Here is a 21422-nt window from a genome sequence, read left to right as displayed (position 1 = left end):
CTGTCATGCAGAAACGTCGCAAGGTCTACGTCGAGGGATCGCGGCCGGACATCCAGGTGCCCTTCGCCGAGGTCGACCTCGCCGGAGACAACCCGCCCGTCCGGCTCTACGACACCTCGGGACCGGGCTCCGACCCGGAGGCGGGGCTAGCGCCGATGCGCGGCAAGTGGATCGCGTCGCGGGGGGACGTCGCCCCGGTCCGCGGGGCTGGTACCCCGTTGGCGGGGGTGGACGGCCAGCGGCCGACCCAGCTGGCGTACGCCCGGGCCGGGGTGGTGACGCCGGAGATGGAGTTCGTGGCGATCCGGGAGGGGGTGGCGCCGGAGTTGGTGCGGGAGGAGATCGCGACCGGGCGAGCCGTGCTGCCACTGAACGTCAACCATCCGGAGTGCGAGCCGGCGATCATCGGCAAAGCCTTCCTGGTGAAGATCAATGCGAATATCGGCACCTCGGCGGTGACCTCCTCGATCGCCGAGGAGGTGGAGAAGCTGACCTGGGCGACCCGGTGGGGCGCGGACGCGGTAATGGACCTGTCGACCGGCAAGCGGATCCACGAAACCCGGGAGGCGGTCGTCCGGAACTCTCCGGTGCCGATCGGCACCGTGCCGGTCTACCAGGCCCTGGAAAAGGTGGGTGGCGATCCGGCGAAGTTGAGCTGGGAGGTGTTCCGGGAGACGATCATCGAGCAGGCCGAGCAGGGCGTCGACTACATGACCGTGCACGTCGGCGTGCTGCTGGCATACGTGCCGCTCGCGGTGGAACGGGTGACCGGGATCGTCTCCCGGGGTGGTTCGATCATGGCGGCGTGGTGCCTCGCCCACCATGAGGAGAACTTCATCTACACGAACTTCCGGGAACTTTGCGAGATCATGGCCCGCTACGACGTGACGTTCTCGTTCGGCGACGGGCTGCGCCCCGGCTCCATCGCGGACGCCAACGACGAGGCGCAGTTCGCCGAGCTGCGTACCCTCGGTGAGCTGACGAAAATTGCCTGGGAGTACGACGTCCAGGTGATGATCGAGGGCCCCGGGCACGTGCCGATGCACAAGATCAAGGAAAATGTGGACCTGCAGCAGGAGTGGTGCCACGAGGCGCCGTTCTACACGCTGGGCCCACTGGCCACGGACATCGCGCCCGCGTACGACCACATCACCTCCGCTATCGGCGCGGCGATGAGCTCCTGGTTCGGCACCGCGATGCTCTGCTATGTCACCCCGAAGGAGCACCTCGGGTTGCCGGACCGGGACGATGTGAAGGCCGGCGTGATCGCTTACAAGATCGCCGCGCACGCCGCCGATCTGGCCAAGGGGCACCCGGGGGCCCAGGAGTGGGACGACGCGCTCTCCAAGGCGCGGTTCGAGTTCCGCTGGGAGGACCAGTTCAACCTGGCGTTGGACCCGGAGACCGCGCGGGCCTACCACGACGCCACCCTGCCGGCTGAGCCAGCGAAGACGGCCCACTTCTGCTCGATGTGCGGCCCGAAGTTCTGCTCCATGAAGATCACCCAGGAGCTGAAGGAGTACGCCGCACGCGGCATGAAGGACAAGTCAGAGGAGTTTGTCGCCTCCGGCGGTCGGGTCTACCTTCCGCTTGCCTGATCTCTGACCACGGTGGCACCCCGACCAGCGGGCGGGGTGCCACCGTGGCACCCACATCGACCGGGCCAGTCGAGGCGCCGGGGCGGCCCCGGGTCAGTCGGCGTGATGCCGGCCGACAGAACGCAACGAGCGGCGAGCGCTTTCCCGATCGGGCTCGTTGTTGGGCACCGGCTCGCTCAGACCGGTGACCCAGTCCACGAACTCCTCGTCCGGTGCTGGTAGCCGGACCTCCGCCGGCGGCTTTCCCGCCTCGTCGACCCGGGTGCGACTGCGTCGGAACAGGCTTCGGCGGCGCGGGGCGGGCGGCGTCGCGCCGGCCACCACCGGGTCGGCTGCGGTGCCCGGGTCGGCTTCGTCCTCGTCCGACGCCGGACGCGGCGGGGCCGCCGGTACGGGGCCGCCGGTGGTCGGCGCGGCCGAGTCGACCTCGGCCGGAGCCGGGCGTACCGGGGAGACTGCCGTCGGCGCGGGCGTGAGCAGCGGTGCGGGACCGGGTGTCGGCTCGGGCTTCGAGGCCGGCTTGGGGTCGGGAGCCGGGTCGGGGTCGGGAGCCGGGTCGGGGTTGGCCGCCGGCTTGAGGGCGGGTGTCGACCCGGGGCTGGCTGCCGGTGGGCGTTTCTTCGGTGGCCAGCGCAGTAGCGTGGTGGCTCGTTCGACGGGGCGTTCGAGCAGCGGCCAGCGCAGCAACGCGGCGCCGGCCGAGCCGAGCCCGCCGGCGACCACCGAGAGCAGGGCGGCGTAGTACGGCGTGGCCTGGTACTGGTCCGGATCCGTCCCGGGTCCCGCGGCCAGGTACGCGCCGGCTAACAGCATCGGCCCGGGGAGCCCGGTCAGCGCGCCGACGGATGCGGCCTGCCCGCGCCGACGGCCGAGGCCGCCGCTGCCGGCTCCGGCCAGTAGCACCGCCACCGGAAGGCCCAGCAGGCAGAGGCGGTTCGCCGCGGCGGGATCGAGCCAGGAGGGTTCCCACACCCCGAGGCGTACTGCCCGAAGTGGACCGGTGTCGTTCAGCGACGGAGCAACCGAGGCCAGGGCGAGGAACCAGCCCAGGCCGGCGACGAACGCCAGGTTCCAGAGCAGTGGGGGTCGGATGAGGACGGCCAGCGCCGCGCCCCCGCCGAGTACCACGCCGAGGAGTGCACCAGCGGCGACGGACCAGACCGGCGCCCCGGCACCCACGTCGGCGGCTCGGGCGGACTGCATTCCCAGCGGCGCGACGACCGTGGCGCCGAGCGCGGCGGCGCCCGCCACCGCAGCCCGCCGACCAGCGCTGATCAGCGGGGCTCCCCGGCGCGCCAGCCGGTCGGCACCGACCGCACCGGCGACTGCGGCGTTCGCCGTGAACCAGGCGACCCAGGCGAGCTGTGCTGGCCCCTGGTCGAGGCCCGCACCGGTGAAGGCGCCGGAGAAGCGCACGATGCCGAAGCCGAATGCGACGCCGAGCTGTCCGGCTCCGGCCAACAGGCTTACCCCAAGCGCCGCGAGCAGTAGCTTGCCCAAGGTCCGAAACGCCATGCCGGGCACGTTACGGTCCCGGTCCGGGCGCGCGCCACTGGCACGCCGGGGCGGGGTGCGGTAGCCCCCGGCGCTGGACTACTTGAGCTCGACCAGCCGGGCCAGGTAGGTCGTGTCGCCCGTGTTGGTGAGCATGTGCACAGCACCCGGATCCCGATAGACGACGCCGCCGGTCGGCTCGTCGGCGTCGATCCGGTCGCCGTCGATGGTCTGCACGACGTTCTTGGCACCCTGGATCGCCACCACCAGATACGGGTGGTCGTGCCGATGCAGCGGCTGCCGCTCACCGGGTGCCAGCCGGATGTGCCAGACCCGTACCCGGTCGTTCTCGAAAACGATCTCCTGGCCCACCGGGCCCAGCTCAAGGTCGGTTGTGCTCATTGTGGTCCATCCAGTTGGGGGAGCACCTCGGCGGCGACGAGCTCCAGGTGGTCGAGGTCGGCGAGGTCGATGAGGCGCAGGTGGACGCGGCTCGCTCCGATCGCGGCGAACTCGCCGATGCGTTCGACGAGCTGCGCGGGCGAGCCCACGACCGCATCCTCCGGGGGCAGTGCGCTGGGTCGGTGTAGCGGAGTGGCGCGGTGGCGCGCCTCGGCGTCGGTACGGCCGATGGCCACCACAATCCCCGCCGAGAGCGTCAGCGGTTGCCGCCCGGACTCGGCCCGGCCAGCGGCATCGCACGCCTCCCGGACCCGCTGATACGCCGCCGCCGTCTGCGCGACGGGGGTGAACGGCATGTTGAACTCGTCGCCGTACCGGGCGGCCAGGTCCGGGGTACGCTTCGCGCCGCGACCGCCCACGATCACCGGTGGACCGGGGCGCTGGACCGGCTTCGGCAGGGCTGGGGCGTCAACGAGTTGGTAGTGCTCTCCGCTGTGGTTGAACCCGGCCCCTGGAGGGGTACGCCACAGGCCGGTGACGATCTCCAGCTGTTCGGCCAGCCGGTCGAACCGTTCGCCGACCCTGGGGAAGGGGATCCCGTACGCGGTGTGCTCCCGTTCGTACCATCCGGCGCCGATGCCCAGCTCGACCCGGCCACCGCTCATCTGGTCGACCTGCGCCACCATGATGGCCAGCGGGCCGGGCAGCCGGAAGGTGGCCGACGTGACCAGCGTGCCGAGCCGGATCCGGTTGGTCTCGCGGGCCAGCGCGGCCAGCGTCAGCCAGGCGTCCGTGGGACCGGGCATCGCCGGGTCGTCGCCCATCGCCCGGTAGTGGTCGGCGCGGAGGAAGGCGTCGTAGCCGCAGCGTTCCGCGTGGCGGGCGAACTGGAGTTGGTCTTCGTAGCTGGCGCCACGGTGTGGCTCGGTGAATACCGAGACGCGCATCAGGGTACCTCCACTGATCCGGGTTCTTTCTCCGCGAGTAGCTCGTGCAGGTCGGCGCTGACCCGGGCGACATCGGCCAGATGTGCGTTGCGGCCAAGCGTGCGCGGACGGGGGATGGAGACGTCAACGGTGTCGCGGATGCGGCCGGGGCGAGGGCTGAGCACCACCACCCGGTCGGCCAGCAGAACCGCTTCCTCAATGGAGTGGGTGACGAAGACGACCGTCGCGGAGGTCTCCATGTGCACCCGTTGCAGCTCACCGGAGAGCTCCTCGCGGGTGAGCGCATCCAGTGCGGAGAAGGGCTCGTCCATCAGCATCACCCGGGGGTCGCCGATCAGAGAGCGGCAGAGCGAGACCCGCTGTTGCATGCCGCCGGAGAGCTCGTGTGGCAGCCGCTTCTCGAACCCGCCGAGGCCGGTCAGCTCCAGCAGCTGCCGGGCCCGGTCGCGGTGTTGGGCCCGCTTCCAGCCGAAGATCTCCACCGGGAGCAGGACGTTGTCGAGCACCGTGCGCCAGGGCAGGAGGGCCGGTCGCTGGAACAGCATCGCGACGTCTGGTCGGGGATGGGTGACCGGTGCGCCAGCCACGGTGACCTCCCCGATGGTGACCGGGAGTAGCCCGGCGATGAGTCGGAGCAGAGTGGACTTACCGCAGCCGGAGCGGCCGAGTACGGCTACGAACTCACCGTCGCCGATCTCAAGGTCGATGCCGCGCAGGGCCTCGACGGGGCCGGAGCGGCCATCGAAGCTCCGGGACACCCCGGACAGCCGGATCATCCGCGGACCTCCCTGAGTTGACAGTCAGTGATCAGGCGACAGGGTACCGGTCGGGCGGGGCGGCGGTGCTGGCTGGGGTGGGATTAGTTGTTTCCGTTCCGCAACCCGATATGCCTGGTGGTGGGGCCGTGTTTTTCTCGTACGCTGTGCCCCCGAAGAGTCCCCTCACGATGGCGGCGCCGGCTTCACCCTTCGGGCCGCCGCCACCCGACTACCTTCCGGCGGCGCTCGGCCCCGGTCGGAAAGGACAAGGTGCACTGATGAGAAGGCTGACCCGTACGGTCGCCGCGGCTGCGATGGCGGCTGCGCTGGCGACGGTTGGGGCGTGTAGCAGCGACTCGGACTCCACCGAGGGGGGTGACGGCGCGATGGAGAAGGTAACCTATCTCACTTCCTTCGGAAACTTCGGCCGGGACTCCTATGCCTGGGTGGCGAAGGAGAAGGGCTTCTTCCGCGACGCGGGTTTTGATGTCGAGATTAAGCCGGGGCAGGGCACCGGCAGTACTATTCAGACGGTCTCCGGCGGCAAGGCCGACTTCGGGCCGGTCGACCTCACCGGTAGCCTGCTCCAGTTCGGCAACGGCGAGGCCAAGGACTTCGTCGTCGTCGCCGCGATCCAGCAGCGCACCATGGCCGGTATCGCCACCGTCGAGGGTACGAACATCGCCACGCCGAAGGACCTCGAGGGCAAGAAGATCGCGGACTCCCCCACCTCGGTGGTCCGTAACCTCTTCCCCACGTACGCGGAGTTGGCCGGCGTGGACGCGAGCAAGGTGACCTGGGTCAACGGTCAGCCGCAGGACCTGATGGGCACCCTCGCCGCCGGCACGGTCGACGGCATCGGGCAGTTCGTCGTGGGCCAGCCGACCATCGAGGCGATCGCCAAGAAAAAGGCGTTCATGCTGCCGTACAGCCAGTACATGCAGGACCTGTACGGCAACGTGCTGATCACCTCCGCGCAGATCGCCAAGGAAAAGCCGGAGATGGTCAAGCGGTTCAGCGAGGCCCTGTTGAAGGGCTTGGAGTACGCGTTGGAGAACCCGCAGGAGGCGGCCGAGCTGCTGAAGAAGAACGTGGACTCGACGAATGTCAAGTCCGCCCAGGCGGAGCTGGAGTTGATGGTCGACTACGTCCGGTCCAGCAACAGTGGTGCGACGCTGGGCACGCTGGACAGTGCCCGGGTAGCGAAGAGCATCGCCATCCTGCGGGGTGCGGGACAGCTCGAGCAGGAGCTCGAGCCCGACCAGGTCATCGACTTCAGCCTCACCCCGAAGGCCTGATCGTCCACCGTTCGGGGGTGTGGACCGGGGCCCCGGTCCACACCCCCGCCGTGTGCCGGCCCGCAGCCGGCAGGAAGGAGGGAGGCGGTGACCGAGACCCGGACCCGTCTCGAGGGACCGTCGGCAGGGGTGGTGAACCCGCCCACGCCGGCCGCTCGCGGACGGCGTGCGATCCCGGTCGGGGCCGCCGGGCTTCCGTTCCTCGGACTGGTGATCGCACTGGCCTGTTGGTGGCTGGTCACCACCGGGTTCGGCCTTGTGCACCCGGCTGCCCTGCCGTCACCGCAGGCTGTCGGGGCCTCGATGGTAGAACGGAGCGGTGTGCTCCTGCCCGCGCTCGGGATCACTTCCTCGATGACGGTGGTGGGGTTCCTGCTCTCGGCGGCCGCCGGGGTGCTGATCGGGATTGCGCTGGCCGCGTCTCGACACCTCGAGCGGATGTTCGCGCCGTTGCTCGTCGCCGTCAACGCGGTGCCGAAGATCGCGCTTGGCCCGCTCCTCGTGGTGTCTTTCGGCTGGGGAGCGAAGCCGGTCCTGACGATGGTGTTCCTGCTCTGCTTCTTTCCGATCGTGCTCTCCACCGCGACTGGTCTGACGACCACCCCGGCGGACCTCGCCGAGTTGGCGCGGTCGCTGCACGCCTCCTGGTGGCAGTCGTTCCGGAAGGTACGCTTCCCGGCCGCGCTACCGCAGGTCTTCGTCGGCCTCAAGGTGGCGATGCCGCTGGCCGCCATCGGGGCGGTGATCGGGGAGTTCTACTCGGACCAGCCGGGCCTGGGCTACCAGATCCTGCAGTACAACGGGATTGGGGAGACCGCGACGGCGTGGGCGGCGATCGTGTTGATCGCCGCGATGAGCATCGGGCTCTACTCCCTGCTCCACCTCGTGGAACGCCTCGCCCTGCCCTGGGTTCGCGCGACCACGTCGGCTCGGTGACCCAGCCAGCCTGACCGGGCCCGCCGCCCGGCCCGGTGCCACCGGGCCGGGCGCGAGGTGTCACCCGGCCAGATGCCAGCGGCCGTTGCGCACGACCAGTGTGGTCAGCGCCTGCGGCATGAGTCCGGAGTGGTTGTCCGGAGTCAGTCGGATTGGACCCGAGAGTCCGTCCAGCTGGGTGGTCTCCAGCACGTCCCGGATGCCCTCCCGGTCGGGCTTGCCACCGCTGGTGCCGGACCGCACGGCGGCATCGGTGACGAGCTGGAGGGCGTCGGCGGCAAACGAGGCCGAGCCGTGGTATCCGCCGAACCGGGCGGTGTAGTCCTGGAACCACTGTCGCCGGGCCGCTTTCGCCGGGGTGGTGGCGATCACGTCATCAATCACCATGGTCTGGGTGAAGACCATCGTGGCGTTCTCCGCGGCCGTGGCCGTTGTGCCGAGGAAGAGCTCGCCCGCGGCCGAGGCATCGAAGTAGAGCGCGCCCTCGAAGCCGGCCTTTCGGGCGGCGACAGCGGCGAGATCAGCCTGCTCGGCGCGGGCCCAGAGCACCAGTGCTTTGGGCCCGCTTCCGGTCAGCGCGGTGATCTGGCTGGAGACGTCGGTGTCGGTGGCGCGGACGGTCTGCACACCCCGGATCTCGATGGCGGCCTTGTCCAGCGCGGCTTGGAGGACGATGAGCCCCTCTTCGCCGTAGGCGTCGTCGCTGCGCAGTACCCCCACGTCGCCGATCTTGTTGCGGCGAAGCTCGACAGCGAGGGCTTCGGCGCTGTCCGGTGCGCTCGGAGCCAGCTTGAACACGTACCGGCGCTCCGTTGCCGGGCTGGCGATGGCCTCGGCGGCAGCCAGCGCCACCGTCGGCAACTGCTGCTCGTTGACGGTTTCCACCGCGCCCACTGCGCATTCGTTGCAACCGCCCAGGACGATCGCGCTGACCTGGGGGTCGGTGCTGAAATCGGTGACGTTGCGGAGGGACTCGCTCGCCTCGGAGCGGTTGTCCTTGATCCGGAGCTCGATCTGCCGCCCGTTCAGCGCGCCGGATGAGTTGAGCTGTTCGGCCTTGAGCTCGAGCGCCCGTTGGTAGGTCTTGCCCAGTTGCGCGCCGGGCCCGGACAGTTCGAGGTCGGCGGCGATGATGATCGGGCTGGTGTCTTGCTCCTCCGTGCCGAGTTGGCAGGCGGTGAGCGTGGCGGCCAGGACGGCCGAGGTGAGTGCCGCGGTTGCGGAGCGGATGGGGCTCAACGTTGTCCTCCAGGTACGGCACGGGAGCCGGCGGATCGTCCGCTATCGTTGGGAGTCGATCACGTTCCCGTACGGGTGCGCGCAGCCGGGAAAACCTTGCCAATCTCGGGCCCCGTGGTCAAGCGGGCCGGGCAGAGGCTTTTCGGGACGAAAATCTCACATGCTGGGGTAACGTAAAGTTTGCGCCTGATTCCAAGCCGTATCGGTACAGCAACCTGCATCTACATTGCCTGTTCAGGGCGGTGCGGGATGGCCGGCATTTGTGGACAGTCGCATCGGTTGGCCGTCCGCTGGCCCTTTTGGCCTCCAGTTCGACTTTCCAAATCCCGTCCCGTCTGATGAAATCGCGGCCGTGCCGCGCATGGCTTCTCTATCTGCTGGACCAGACATGGTCGGCGGTTCAGGCGTGGATGAAATGACGGAGGCGATGTCGTGAGCACCGGACCGACGACCCTGCCCGCAAGCAGTGGCATTCAGCAGCCGAAGCGGCGCCGACTACCTCGGCTCCACAATGCGCGAATCCGCTCGAAGCTGGCGCTGATCCTGGTCGTACCGGTCGCCGCGGTCGTCGCGCTGGCGACTGTTCGTCTGATCACAGTCGGCGAGGGTGCGTACGACGCCACGCGGGCCAAAGCGCTCACCGAACTCTCCATCGACATCTCGGCCCTTACTCAGGACCTGCATACCGAACGAATGGCGGCTGCGGCCTATGTCGCGTCGACGGGAGAGGCGGAAGCAGCCGCCGACGCCTACAACCTTCGGGTGCGCAGCACCGACGAGCGGGTGCGGGCGTACCGGGAGGAGCGCGAACTCTTCGACGAGTTGCCCGCCGTTGTCAGCGACCGGGTGGCGGCTATCGACGGGCACCTCGAGACGCTGGACGCAATTCGACAGCAGGTGCTGGAGCGTAGGCAGATGGCGGTCGCCGAGTCGGCGTTGCGCTACGGCGTCATCCTGACCGACCTGGTGGCCTACGGTGACGGCCTCGCCCAGCTCCCCGGCGACGAGCGGCTGGCAGAGGCCCGGCGGGCGGTCGCGGCCTTCGCCCGGGCCAAGGCAGCAGTCGCCGAGGAAGAGTCCGTCGCCTACACCGCGTTGAGCGCCGGCGGCTTCGACGAGGAGCAGCACTCCTCCTTCCTGGCGACGTTGACCAGCCAGCAGGAGGCGCTACTCGGCTTCGCCCTCGCGGCGGAGCCGGGGCAACGCTCGTTCGTAGAGAACACCATCTCGGGCGACGCGGTCACGCTGGCCGACACCATCGCCGTGGACATCGGCCGCTCGGTCGGGCAGCAGCCCCTGGTGAGCGCGGAGGACGCCAGCGCCGCCGTCGGTGCCGTCCACGACCTCATGCGCTGGACCGAGGCCCGGCTCCAGGCGGAGCTGCTCGCCGATACCGAGCAGAACCGGTCGGACGTCCTCCGGCAGGCCGTCATCGAGTTTCTACTGGTGCTGGTGACCCTGATCATCGCGGTCACCCTCGCCGTGGTGCTGGCCCGTTCGCTGAACCGCTCGCTGCATCGGCTGCGGGAGGGCGCCCTGGCCGTGGCCAACCACGACCTGCCGGAAGCGGTACGTCGCCTGCAGAGCATGGAGGCGGTTGACGAGGGCGGGGTCGACGAGATCGTCCAGGAGATTCGGGATCCGATCCGGCTCAACAACCAGGACGAGGTCGGCCAGGTCGCCGTCGCCTTCAACGTGGTGCACCGGGAGGCGGTCCGGGTGGCGGCGGAGCAGGCTGCCCTGCGGACCAGCGTCTCAGCGATGTTCCTCAACCTGGCCCGGCGGAGTCAGACGCTGGTTGACCGCATGATCGGGGAACTGGACGCGATCGAGCGTGGTGAGGAGGACCCGAAGCGGCTGGCCCGACTTTTCGAACTGGACCACCTGGCCACCCGAATGCGCCGCAACGACGAGAACTTGCTGGTCCTCGCGGGGGCCGACTCGACCGTACCTCGGCGGGAGGACGCGCTCCTGGTGGACGTGCTGCGGGCCGCGCAGTCCGAGGTCGAGCTCTACAACCGGATCGAGTTCGGCACCGTTGACACGGATGTGTCGGTGGCCGCCCACGTGGTCAACGACGCGGTCCGGCTCGTCGCCGAACTACTCGACAACGCCACCCGCTTCTCGCCGCCGAACACCACCGTGGTCGCTGACGGGCGGCGGATCCGCGACTACGTGCTCATCCAGGTCGAGGACCGTGGTCTCGGCCTCTCCGACGAGCAGCTCGACTCGCTGAACCGGCGGCTGGCGGAGCCGCAGAGCGTCGATGTCGCGGCGTTCCGACTGATGGGCCTGGCCGTGGTGAGCCGGCTCGCTGAGCGGCACAGCATTCGGGTCGAGCTGCGCCGCAACGTTGAGGGGGGCATCATCGCCCAGGTGACCCTGCCGACGGCTGCGGTTGTGCTGCCCGTTGGGCGGGGGCCAGCCCAGCTCACCCGCCCCAGCCAGCCGCTCGCGGTGGAGCAGGACCCGTCCGCCCCGGTCAGCTTTGGTAACCCGGTGGCGGTCGCCGCGAGCGCCGCTACCCTGCCGGAGCAGCGGCAGCCCGAGCCGGCCCCGTGGCCGGCGCCGGCGGTTGTCAGCGTGGTGCCGGATCAGACCGTCGGGGTGAGCGGGACCGAGCCCAGCCGCAGCGTCGCCGGCGGTCTGGGTGCAGCGCCCACCGCGTCGCACCCACTGCCCCAACGGAATCCCTCGGGTGAGTCGTCGGTGGCGACTGCGGCCTTCCCTACCGTGGCCGCCACCCCACCATCGCCAGTCGACCCGCCGCCAGCCAGTCCACTCGGCACCGACAGCACGTTGACCGGTGGGCTCGGCGCGGACTTGGCCGCCACCGCACCGATCGATGCGGCACCGTTGTCCGCGCCGCCGGTGGAGGCGCCGGCGGAGGCGCCGATCTTCCGGGAGATGGAGGCGGTCTGGTTCCGGACGCACGGCAACGACGCGACCACCATCTTCACCCGGCCGGACTTCGACAAAGCGGCTCCGTCCGCGACGGCGAGTTCTCCAGCTGAGCCGCAGCTACCCACCCGGGTGTCCGGAAGGACGACGACTCCGCCGGCCGCCACCCCGGCGCCGTCGTATTCCGCCGCTCCTGCCGCTCCCGCTCCTGCCGCTCCTGCTCCCACTCCCGCCGCTCCCGCTCCCGCTCCTGCCGCTCCTGCCGCTGCCGCTCCCGCTCCCGCCACTCCTGCCGCTCCTGCCGCTCCCGCTTCCACGGGACGGCCGCCCGTGCCGCCGCCTGCCGTGCCGCCGGCCGCGGTGCCGCCGGCCAGCGCGGCGTCGTCGAGTGCCTCCGGGGCCCCGGCCGGCGGTGGCAATGCGTGGCGCACCATCGCGGATGAGGGGTGGAGCCGGGCCACCCAGGCTGCCGAGCCGACCAACAGTGGTACCACCCGTTCCGGTCTGCCGAAGCGGGTGCCAAAGGCGCAACTCGTACCCGGCGGGATCGAGCCCCGGACCCGGGAACGGACCCGCCGGACGCCGGACGAAGTCCGCGGCCTGCTGTCGGCCTATCACCGCGGCGTGCAGCGGGGCCGTGCGGCCGGCTCGGACCCCAACAGCACTTCGAGCAAGGAGACGAGCTGATGAACAGGCCAGCAACCATGCAGGACATGGGTTGGCTGCTCAGTAACTTCGCTGACAGCGTGTCGGGCATCGCCCACGTGGTTGCGGTGTCTGCCGACGGGCTGCTGCTCGCCTCGTCCCGGGATCTGCCCGCGGACCGGGCAGATCAGCTTGCGGCGATCACTTCCGGCGTGGTGAGCCTGACCGACGGCGCGTCCCGCATGTTCAGCGCCGGCGGGGTGCTGCAGACAGTCATCGAGATGGACAGCGGCTACCTCTTCCTGATGTCCATCAGTGACGGCTCGTCGATGGCGGTGCTCGCTGCCCGCAGTTGCGACGTCGGCCAGGTGGGCTACGAGATGGCACTCCTGGTGGAACGGGTTGGTGCCGCGCTGGTGCCGCTGCCTCGGGACGCGGTTTCTTCGTGATCACCGGGCTCCGGGCAGCGCCATCTGAGGAGAGCAGATCCGGCGCCGAGGGGGCGCAGGTCGGGCGAGAGGGGAGGTGACAGCGGATGGAAGGCCGGCGGACCGAACCGCGTGGGGCGCTGGTGCGTCCGTACGCGGTCACTCGGGGCCGGACGGAGCCGCGGCAGGACATCACCCTGGAGGCGGTGCTGTCCGCGAGCGCTACGGCGGTTGCCGAGTCACGTTTCGCGGGGCACGACAAGCACCGTATCGCGACGATTTGTGAGGGCCGGGCGCAGTCGTTGGCGGAGATCGCCGCGTACACCCGGATGCCCCTCGGTGTTACCCGGGTGCTGGTGGCCGACATGGTGGCCGAGGGCTTGCTGACGCTACACACCGCCGCTCCCACGATGGGGTTTGCGGAGCGGATGAACCTGCTTGGAAGGGTGCTAAGTGGACTTCGCGAACTATGACCCCGCCAGGGCGAGCCGGGAGATCACCTCCGCGAAGATCGTCGTCGCGGGCGGCTTCGGCGTGGGAAAGACGACGCTGGTCGGTGCGATCTCGGAGATCACACCGCTGACCACCGAGGCGGTCATGACCGCAGCCGGTGTCGGCATCGACGATCCATCCAAGGTGCCGGGCAAGGAGACGACGACAGTCGCCATGGACTTTGGCCGGATCACCATGGCGCAGGATCTGATTCTGTACCTGTTCGGCACGCCCGGACAGACTCGGTTCTGGTTCATGTGGGACGAGATCATCCGTGGTGCGGTTGGCGCGGCCGTCCTAGTGGACACCCGGCGGATCACCGATGCCTTCGCCCCGCTGGACTACTTCGAGAACCGTAAACTGCCGTACGTGGTCGCGCTCAACCGGTTCGACGGCGCCCCCAACTACGAGTTGGCGGAGGTGCGGGAGGCGCTCGCCATCCCGGCGGATGTGCCGCTCGTGCTGACCGATGCGCGCAGCCGGGACTCGGTCAAGCAGGTGCTGGTGACCGTCGTCGAGCACGCCATGAGTCGCCTGCAGGCGGAGCACGGTCGCGGTTACCCGACTCCGGTCGGGTGAGCCGGCGCCGGTGGACCGGCACCGTCACCCTCCGCCTCGGGTGGCCGGCTCCCCGGCACCGGTCTGCGAGCCCGGCCCGCCACCTAGCTGCGGGCCGGGGCTGCGGCAGCTCCGCGTCAGTCGACCCGGAGGCGGTAGCCGCGCTTCACCACCGTCTGTACCACCCCGGGGGCCCGCAACGCGGCGCGCAGCCGCGCCACCGCCATCTCCACCGCGTGTTCGTCCGCCCCGCGCGGCAGCATCTGGAGCAGCGCCGCTCGGGACAGGACCCGCCCCGGGGACGCTGCCAGCCTCCGCAGCACCGCCATCGGGGCCGGCGCCAGCGGTCGCAGCTCACCATCGACCACAGTGGCGTGCCCGCGCAGGGTGAGTAGGTGACCGGCGGCTTTCAGGGTGACCGCCCGCCGCGGTAGCTCCGCCACGATCGTTCGGACCAGAGCACCCAGCCGGGCCCGCTCGGGAGCGCTGACCGGCACCCCCCGCCGCCGCAGCGGCTCCGCGGTTACCGGCCCCACGCAGCTCGCCAGCACCGGACCCCGGAACGCATCGAGCACCCGGGCGGTCCGGCCCCCGGCGGCGTGCAACAACGCCTCGGCGGCCGGTGCCGAGGTGAACGTCACCGCGTCCACCATCCGGTCGGCGATCAGGTCGATCAGTCGATGCAGTGGGGTCGGGTCGGTCGGCGGGACCCAGCGGTAGACCGGCACCGCGACCACGGTCGCGCCGGCGGCAACCAGCGCCCTCGTACACTCGGGTTGCGTTCCGCCGTGCAGCTGCACGGCGATCACCTGGCCGGCGACCCCCCGGTCACGCAGGTGCTCCACCACCTCGGCACAACTCTCCGAGCCGGGCGACCATTGGTCCTGCAGTCCGGCGGCCCGGATCGCGCCGCGGGCCTTCGGGCCGCGCGCCACCACGTACGCTCCGCGCAGCGCCGCGCGCAGCGGCTCGGCCAGCCCCCAGCCCTCCGCCGCCTCCAGCCAGCCCCGCATCCCGATCCCGGTGTCGGCCATCAGGACATCCGGTGGTCGATCGAGGCAGGCCCGCGTCGCCGCGCGCAACTCGGTGTCGTCGGCGAGTGGCACGATCCGTAGGGCCGGCGCGAAGACCACCCGGGCCCCGTGCCGCTGGAGGAGCGCGGCCAGTTCCTCCCGACGCCGGTCGGCGGTCACCCCGACGGTGAAGCCGGCCAGTTCGTCGCGCATCTACGCCTCCTCTCGCAGCCGTACCTCGACCAGCCCGGCCCGGCACCGCACCTCGTGCCACCGGACCGCGACGCCCGGCAGGTCCAGGCAGTCTCCGGTACGCAGGTCGTATGCCTGTTTGTGCAGTGGGGAGGCGACTGTCGGCACGTCGCCCCGGCTGCCCACGATGCCGCGCGAGAGCACGTACGTGTCGGTGACCGGGTCCCGGTTGTCGAGGGCGAAGAGGTCGGCGGCGGTACGGAACAGCGCCACCTGGACACCGTCAACGAGCGCTGCCACCCCCCGACCCGGGTCCAGGCGGGCCAGTGGACAGACCACCGTCCACCCCCGCGGCTGCCCGGTCATCGCCGTACCTCCGGCGTTCCCAGCCCGACCGGCTGTCGGTTCTCGGTCTCCCCGGCCTCCGCCGGTACCCGTTGTCCACGTTCCTCGGTGAACCGGATGGAGGGGTCGGGCACCTCGGGAGCGTTGACGAACGAGGTGAACCGGCCCAGCAGGGCCGGATCATCGAGGACGTCGCGCCACTCGTCGGAGTACGACCCGACGTGCCGCGCCATCGCCGTGTCCAGCTCGGCGCAGAGCCCGAGCGAGTCGTCCACGATGACCGCGTTGAGGTGCTCCAGGCCGCCGTCCATCGCCTCGATCCAGGCGGCGGTACGTTGTAGCCGGTCCGCGGTGCGGATGTAGTACATCAGGAACCGGTCAACCAGCCGTACCAGCGCCTCGGTGGTCAGGTCGGTGGCGAAGAGGTCGGCGTGCCGGGGCCGGAATCCGCCGTTGCCGCCGACGTAAAGGTTCCAACCGGCGTCGGTGGCGATGATGCCGAAGTCCTTGCCGCGCGCCTCGGCGCACTCCCGGGCACAGCCGGAGACCGCGGCTTTTATCTTGTGGGGGGCGCGGAGCCCGCGGTAGCGCAGCTCCAGCGCGATGGCCAACCCGACCGAGTCCTGCACCCCGTACCGGCACCAGGTGGACCCGACGCACGACTTCACCGTCCGTAGCGCCTTGCCGTACGCGTGACCGGACTCGAAGCCCGCGTTGACCAGCCGGCGCCAGATCTGCGGCAACTGCTCCACCCGGGCACCGAACAGATCGATGCGCTGCCCGCCGGTGATCTTCGTGTAGAGCGCGAAGTCCCGGGCCACCTCGCCGAGCACGATCAGCTTCTCCGGGGTGATCTCGCCCCCGGGGATTCGGGGCACGACCGAGTAGCTGCCGTCCCGCTGCAGGTTGGCCAGGAAGTGGTCATTGGTGTCCTGTAGCGACGCCCGCTCGCCGTCGAGGAGGTGACCGGTGCCGAGGGAGGCCAGGATCGACGCCACCACCGGCTTGCAGATGTCACAGCCCTCGCCGCGGCCATACTCGGCGATCAGGCTGGAGAAGGTGCGGATCCCCCGGACCCGGATGAGGTCGAAGAGCTCCTGGCGGCTCACCTCGAAGTGTTCGCAGATCCCGCGGGACTGCCCAACTCCGGCGGCGTTGAGTAGCTGCTGGAGCATCGGTACACAGGAGCCACAGCTGGTGCCGGCTCGGGTGCACGCCTTCAGCGCCGGTACGTCGGTCGCACCGCCGGCGATCGCCGCGTCCAGATCGGCGCGGGTCACCGCGTTGCAGGAGCAAACCTGGGCGGAACCGGGGAGCGCCGCCGCCCCGGCGCCCGCACCGGCCGGGGCGAGCAGGGCGAGCGGCGCGGCGGGCAACGCCTGGCCGACACTGGCCCGCAACGTCGGGTACGCGTCGGCGTCGCCGACCAGTACGCCGCCGAGCAGCGTCTGCGCATCGTCGGAGAGGACCAGCTTCGCGTACACCCGGGTGGCCGGATCGGTGAAGGTCACGTCGAGGCAGCCCGGGGTGGTGCCGTGGGCGTCGCCGAAGGAGGCGACATCCACGCCGAGCAGCTTCAGCTTGGTGGCGGTGTCCGGGTCGGAGACGGTGGCCGCCCCACCGACCAGCCGGTCGGCCACCGTCTCCGCCATCGCGTAGCCGGGGGCGACCAGACCGTGGCAGGTGCCGTCCACGGCGGCGCACTCGCCGACCGCCCAGATCCGCTCGTCGGCACTGCGGCAGGTGCGGTCGACCAGCACCCCGCCCTGGCTGCCGAGGGGCAGGTCGGCGGCGCGGGCCAGCTCGTCCCGGGGACGGATGCCGGCTGCCACGACGACCAGGTCGGCGTCCACCCGACTGCCGTCGGCCAGTTCCAGCTGGGCCACCGAGCCGTCCGGGCCGGGGTGCAGCGCGCTGGTGGCGACCCCGAGGTGGCAGGCGACGCCCAACTCCTCGACGTAGCGGCGCAGCAGCGCCCCGCCGGCGGTGTCCACCTGCAGCGGCATCAGCCGCGGTGCGAATTCCACGACGCTGGTGGCGAGGCCGAGTAGCCGCAGTGCGTTCGCCGCCTCCAGGCCGAGCAGCCCACCGCCGATCACCGCGCCCCGCCGGCGGCCCCGGGCGTGCGCGCGGATCGCGGCCAGGTCGTCCAGGGTGCGGTAGGTGAAGACGCCCGGCAGGTCGGCGCCGTCGATCGGCGGCACGAAGGGGTATGAGCCGGTGGCCAACACCAGCGCGTCGTACGGGTACTCACCGGCGGCCGTCGCCACGACGCGTCGGTCCCGGTCGATCGCGGTGACCGACGTACCGAGCCGCAGCCGTACCTGCGGATCCGGGGTGTGCAGGTTCAGCTCAGCTGCGTCCACCCCGTCGAAGAGGGCGGAGAGCCGCACCCGGTCGTACGCGGGTTGGGGCTCCGCGCCGAGCACGGTCACCCGCCACCGACCGTGGCTGTCGCGGTCCCGCAGCGCGTCCACGAACCGCTGCCCGACCATGCCATTGCCGACGACGACCAGCCGGCCTTTCCTCATCGTTCCACCTCCACAGATTCCACGGTGGAGAGCCAATCGGTGATGCCGGCGACCGCGTCCCGGCAGGAGCCGCAGCCCGTACCGGCGCGGGTGGCCGCCACCACCTCGTCAACCGTCCGCGCCCCGCGGCGCCAACTCTCCACCAGCGTTCCTTTGTTGACGTTGTTGCAGTGGCAGACCGTCGCCGCGGCCGGCATCAGCGCCGGTGTCGTGGCCGGTTCCGCCGGTCCCGGGCCGGGTGCCCGGCCGAGCAGCAGCGACCGCCGGTCGCTGGGCACCGGCTGCCCCCGGTCGAAGAGCTGGATGACCGTGCCGACGGAGGGGTTGTCGCCCACCAGGATCGCGGCGGTCAGCCGTTCGTGGTTGATTCGTAGCCGGGCGTACGTGCCGCCGGCCGGGTCGGCGAAGGTCAGCTCCTCACCGGGGCCGTCGCCGGGGTCGCCCATCGCGGCCAGGTCGATGCCGGCGGTCTTGAGTCGGGTCACCGCCGGTCTCGGCCGGTACCGGGCCGACGGGTCCGCGCCGCTGAGTACCTGGGCCAGCACCCGTGCCTGCGCCCAGGCCGGGGCCACCAGGCCGGTCAGGGTGTCGCCGTGCTGGGCGCAGTCGCCGATGGCCGAGATGCGCTGGTCGCTGGTGCGCAGCTGGTCGTCGACGAGGACCCCTTGCCGTACCGCCAGGTCGGCGGTGGTGGCGAGCGCGGTGTCCGGGCGCACGCCGCAGGCGAGCACCAGCAGGTCGGCGTCGAACGACCGACCGTCGGCCAGCTCGAGGCGGACGCCGCGGGAGTCAGCGAGCACTGCGGTGGCCGGTACGGCCAGCTGGGTGGTTACCCCGAGGTCGGCGAGCGTATCGGCGAGCACGGCCGCCGCGGCCGGGTCGAGTTGCCGCTCCATCAGGTACGGCACCGGGTGCACCACCGTCACCTCGAGCCCGCGGCCGGCGAGCCCGTGGGCTGCCTCCAGTCCGAGTAGCCCGCCGCCGAGTACCAGCACGCGGCGGGCCCGGTCCGCAACCGCGAGGATGCGGCGGCAGTCCTCCAGGGTGCGAAACGACACCACCCGCTCTGGCAGTTCCCCGCCGGTCAGCCCGGTCAGTGGGGGGACAACGGCGCGGCTACCGGTGGCGAGCACCAGGTGGTCGTAGTGGACCCGGTCGCCCCGGTCGGTGCGGACCGCACGGTCCTCGCGGTCGATCGCGGTAACGCAGACCCCGGTGTGCAGGTCGGCTCCGTGTCCGGCGGCCTCGGCCAGCTGCACGTCCGGCTCCCCGATCGCTCCAGCCAGCAGGGTGGAGAGCATGATCCGATTGTACGCGCTGTGCGGTTCTGTCCCGAATGTGGTCACCTTCCGGTCCCCGCCGCGTGCGGAGAGCTCGCTGGCGAGGCGGGTACCGGCCATTCCGTTGCCGATGATCACGATTCGGTCGGTCACGTCGCCGCCACCTTCTCCACTCGGACCGCACAGATCTTGAATTCCGGCATCCCGGAGATCGGGTCGACGGCGTCGTTGGTGACCGTGTTGGCGCGGGCGGTGCCACCCCAGTGGAACGGGGCGAAGACGGTGTCCGGCCGAATCGCCGGGCTGAGCCGGGCTGGCGCTACCAGCTCGCCCCGGCGGGAGCGCACCCGGACCGGCTCGCCATCGGTCACGCCCAGCCGGTCGGCCACGTCCGGGTGCAGCTCGACGAAGGCCGCCGGCGCGGCCCGGCGCAGCGCGGGTATCCGGCGGGTCTGCGTTCCCGACTGGTACTGGGCAAGTACCCGTCCGGTGGTGAAGTGCAGCGGGTAGGTGGCGCACACCTGCTCCGCGGCGGGTCGGTGCTGTACGGCGTGGAATCGGGCGCGCCCGTCGGGGGTAGGGAACCGGTCGGCGAAGAGCCGGGGGGCGTCCGGCCCGGCAAGCTCCGGGCAGGGCCAGAACACCCCCTCCTGCGCGTCGATTCGCTCCCAGCTGATCCCGGCGTAGTCGGCGAGCCCGCCGGCCGAGGCCGCTCGGAGCTCGTCGAACACCACCTGCGGCTCGGGCGAGAGCGTAGGCATTCGGTCGCGGTCGGCAGGGCGTCCGGGGCCCTGCTCCAGCGCCGTGGCGAGGGCGGCGAGGAGCTCCAGGTCGGTACGGACGCCGGGCGGTGGTGTGCGGAGCGCCCGCCGACGCAGGACCCGTCCCTCCAGGTTGGTCATGGTGCCGTCCTCCTCGGCCCACTGCGCGGTCGGCAGCACCACGTCGGCGAGGGCGGCCGTCTCGGAACGCAGGAAGTCGACGACCACCAGCAGGTCGAGGTCGTGCAGGCGGCGCTCGATCCGGGCCGCCCGGGGCGCGGAGACCACCGGGTTGGAGCCGAACACCAGCAGGGCCTTCGGCCCGTCCGGGGTGCCGAGCGAGTCCAGCAGCCGGTAGGCGGGCATCCCGGGCCCCGGTAGCTCCTCCGCTGGTACGCCCCAGACCGCGGCGACGTGCTCCCGGTCGGCGGGGTCGTCGATGCGGCGGTAGCCGGGAAGCTGGTCGGCCTTCTGGCCGTGTTCCCGGCCGCCCTGGCCGTTGCCCTGCCCGGTCAGGCAGCCGTAACCGGAGCCGGGGCGGCCGGGCAGGCCGAGGGCGAGCGCCAGGTTCACGTACCCGGTGACGGTGTCGACTCCCTTGGCGTGTTGCTCGGCGCCGCGGGCGGTGAGGATGATCGCCCGGCGGGCGCTGCCCAGCGCCCGTGCGGTCGTCTCCAGATCTGCGACCGACACCCCGGACAGCGCCTCGGCGCGAGCGGGCCACCACTCCACCACCGTCCGGCGGACCTCGTCGAAGCCGGTGGTGCGGCCGGCGACGTAGCTGTGGTCCACGAACCCCTCGGTGAGCGCGATGTGTAGCAGCGCGTTGGCCACCGCCAGGTCGGTGCCGGGTAGTGGCTGTAGGTGCAGGTCGGCCTGGCGGGCGGTGGCGGTGGCGCGCGGATCCACCACGATCAGCCGGCCGCCGCGACGGCGTTGCGCGGTCAGCCAGCGCACCAGTGGGGGCATCGTCTCGGCCGGGTTCGCGCCGACCAGCAGCAGGGTGTCGGCGGTGCCCAGGTCGGCCAGGGGGAAGGGGAGACCCCGGTCGACACCGAAGGCGCGCATCCCGGCGGCAGCCGCCGACGACATGCAGAACCGCCCGTTGTAGTCGATGTGTCGCGTTCGGAGCACCATCCGGGCGAACTTGCCCAGCGCGTACGCCTTCTCGTTGGTGAGGCCACCGCCGCCGAAGACGGCGACCGCGTCCGGCCCATGGTTGGCCTGGACGGTGCGGATGCCGGTGACGATCCGGTCCAGGGCCGCGTCCCAGCTCGCCGGGCGCAGCTCGCCGCTGGCCGGGTCGCGAAGTAGCGCGGTGGTGAGGCGATCCGGGTGGTCCAGCAGCTCAGCGGCGGTCCAGCCCTTCTGGCAGAGCCCGCCCTGGTTGGTGGGGAACCAGCGGGGGAGTACGGCCACCTCGCCGGCCGTCTCGCGCAGGGTCATCCCGCACTGGAGCGCGCAGTACGGGCAGTGTGTCGCCGCCTCGAGGTGGGGCTGTCCGGATGCGGTAGCGGGGCGCGTACCGTCTGTCATGCCGGTGAAGCGTGCCGGTAGGGGGTTTCCGGCCCGGTTCCCACGTGTTTCGGTCCGGTCAAGTCGGG

The 21422-nt window shown here is 71.1% G+C and carries 17 protein-coding genes; 7 read left to right on the top strand and 10 right to left on the bottom strand.

Features of this window, described 5'->3' with window-relative positions; translation table 11 throughout:
* The first annotated feature begins 5 nt into the window (after positions 1-5).
* The gene (thiC, locus tag T398_RS05995; RefSeq protein WP_496445373.1) at positions 6-1598 is read left to right on the top strand and encodes a phosphomethylpyrimidine synthase ThiC; all 1593 of its coding nucleotides are present in this window, start codon (positions 6-8) and stop codon (positions 1596-1598) included.
* A gap of 93 nt (positions 1599-1691) precedes the next feature.
* Here the strand turns inward: thiC and T398_RS05990 are convergent, their stop codons facing one another.
* From T398_RS05990 to T398_RS05975, 4 genes are all read right to left on the bottom strand, one after another.
* Positions 1692-3113 carry a hypothetical protein gene (locus T398_RS05990; protein ID WP_496445371.1) on the bottom strand — a complete coding sequence of 474 codons (1422 nt, stop codon included), beginning with the start codon at positions 3111-3113 and terminating at the stop codon, positions 1692-1694.
* A gap of 78 nt (positions 3114-3191) precedes the next feature.
* Positions 3192-3494: a cupin domain-containing protein gene (locus T398_RS05985; protein ID WP_180197467.1), complete on the bottom strand. Its 303-nt coding sequence runs from the start codon at positions 3492-3494 to the stop codon at positions 3192-3194.
* Positions 3491-4441 carry an LLM class F420-dependent oxidoreductase gene (locus tag T398_RS05980; RefSeq protein WP_496445368.1) on the bottom strand — a complete coding sequence of 317 codons (951 nt, stop codon included), beginning with the start codon at positions 4439-4441 and terminating at the stop codon, positions 3491-3493. The genes T398_RS05985 and T398_RS05980 overlap by 4 nt, the downstream gene beginning before the upstream one ends.
* On the bottom strand, positions 4441-5217 hold the full coding sequence (locus tag T398_RS05975) for an ABC transporter ATP-binding protein (RefSeq protein WP_496445366.1): 777 nt from the start codon (positions 5215-5217) through the stop codon (positions 4441-4443). The genes T398_RS05980 and T398_RS05975 overlap by 1 nt, the downstream gene beginning before the upstream one ends.
* 260 nt (positions 5218-5477) lie before the next feature.
* Between T398_RS05975 and T398_RS05970 the strand changes: the two genes are divergently transcribed.
* Together T398_RS05970 and T398_RS05965 are read left to right on the top strand one after the other, a co-directional pair.
* Positions 5478-6497 carry an ABC transporter substrate-binding protein gene (locus T398_RS05970; RefSeq protein WP_496445364.1) on the top strand — a complete coding sequence of 340 codons (1020 nt, stop codon included), beginning with the start codon at positions 5478-5480 and terminating at the stop codon, positions 6495-6497.
* A gap of 87 nt (positions 6498-6584) precedes the next feature.
* Positions 6585-7433, top strand: a complete 849-nt coding sequence (locus T398_RS05965; RefSeq protein WP_496445362.1) for an ABC transporter permease — start codon at positions 6585-6587, stop codon at positions 7431-7433.
* Positions 7434-7493: 60 nt separating this feature from the next.
* Here the strand turns inward: T398_RS05965 and T398_RS05960 are convergent, their stop codons facing one another.
* The gene (locus T398_RS05960; protein WP_496445360.1) at positions 7494-8672 is read right to left on the bottom strand and encodes an ABC transporter substrate-binding protein; all 1179 of its coding nucleotides are present in this window, start codon (positions 8670-8672) and stop codon (positions 7494-7496) included.
* Positions 8673-9104: 432 nt separating this feature from the next.
* On the opposite strand from T398_RS05960, the gene T398_RS05955 reads away from it, so the two are divergent.
* From T398_RS05955 to T398_RS05940, 4 genes are all read left to right on the top strand, one after another.
* Complete coding sequence (locus T398_RS05955; protein WP_496445358.1) at positions 9105-12260, top strand: sensor histidine kinase; 3156 nt, start codon at positions 9105-9107, stop codon at positions 12258-12260.
* Complete coding sequence (locus tag T398_RS05950; protein ID WP_026184686.1) at positions 12260-12667, top strand: roadblock/LC7 domain-containing protein; 408 nt, start codon at positions 12260-12262, stop codon at positions 12665-12667. Before T398_RS05955 ends, T398_RS05950 begins: the two co-directional genes overlap by 1 nt.
* 86 nt (positions 12668-12753) lie before the next feature.
* On the top strand, positions 12754-13119 hold the full coding sequence (locus tag T398_RS05945) for a DUF742 domain-containing protein (RefSeq protein ID WP_496445356.1): 366 nt from the start codon (positions 12754-12756) through the stop codon (positions 13117-13119).
* Complete coding sequence (locus T398_RS05940) at positions 13100-13717, top strand: GTP-binding protein (RefSeq protein ID WP_496445354.1); 618 nt, start codon at positions 13100-13102, stop codon at positions 13715-13717. Before T398_RS05945 ends, T398_RS05940 begins: the two co-directional genes overlap by 20 nt.
* Before the next feature lie 116 nt (positions 13718-13833).
* Here the strand turns inward: T398_RS05940 and T398_RS05935 are convergent, their stop codons facing one another.
* Genes T398_RS05935 through T398_RS05915 form a run of 5 tightly spaced genes read right to left on the bottom strand, consistent with a single transcriptional unit; the run spans position 13834 to position 21354 of the window.
* Positions 13834-14922 (bottom strand): uroporphyrinogen-III synthase, encoded by a 1089-nt coding sequence (locus T398_RS05935; RefSeq protein WP_496445352.1) that lies wholly within the window; start codon positions 14920-14922, stop codon positions 13834-13836.
* Complete coding sequence (gene nirD, locus T398_RS05930) at positions 14923-15267, bottom strand: nitrite reductase small subunit NirD (protein WP_496445350.1); 345 nt, start codon at positions 15265-15267, stop codon at positions 14923-14925. It lies immediately after the preceding gene.
* On the bottom strand, positions 15264-17777 hold the full coding sequence (nirB, locus tag T398_RS05925; protein WP_496445348.1) for a nitrite reductase large subunit NirB: 2514 nt from the start codon (positions 17775-17777) through the stop codon (positions 15264-15266). Before nirB ends, nirD begins: the two co-directional genes overlap by 4 nt.
* On the bottom strand, positions 17774-19210 hold the full coding sequence (locus T398_RS05920) for an FAD-dependent oxidoreductase (protein ID WP_496445346.1): 1437 nt from the start codon (positions 19208-19210) through the stop codon (positions 17774-17776). The genes nirB and T398_RS05920 overlap by 4 nt, the downstream gene beginning before the upstream one ends.
* Positions 19207-21354: a molybdopterin oxidoreductase family protein gene (locus T398_RS05915; protein ID WP_496445344.1), complete on the bottom strand. Its 2148-nt coding sequence runs from the start codon at positions 21352-21354 to the stop codon at positions 19207-19209. Before T398_RS05915 ends, T398_RS05920 begins: the two co-directional genes overlap by 4 nt.
* Positions 21355-21422 lie beyond the last annotated feature (68 nt).

The sequence above is a fragment of the Salinispora goodfellowii genome, from assembly GCF_059570675.1.
Note: the sequence above shows the minus strand (reverse complement) of the source record. Positions and strands in the feature narration are given on the sequence as shown.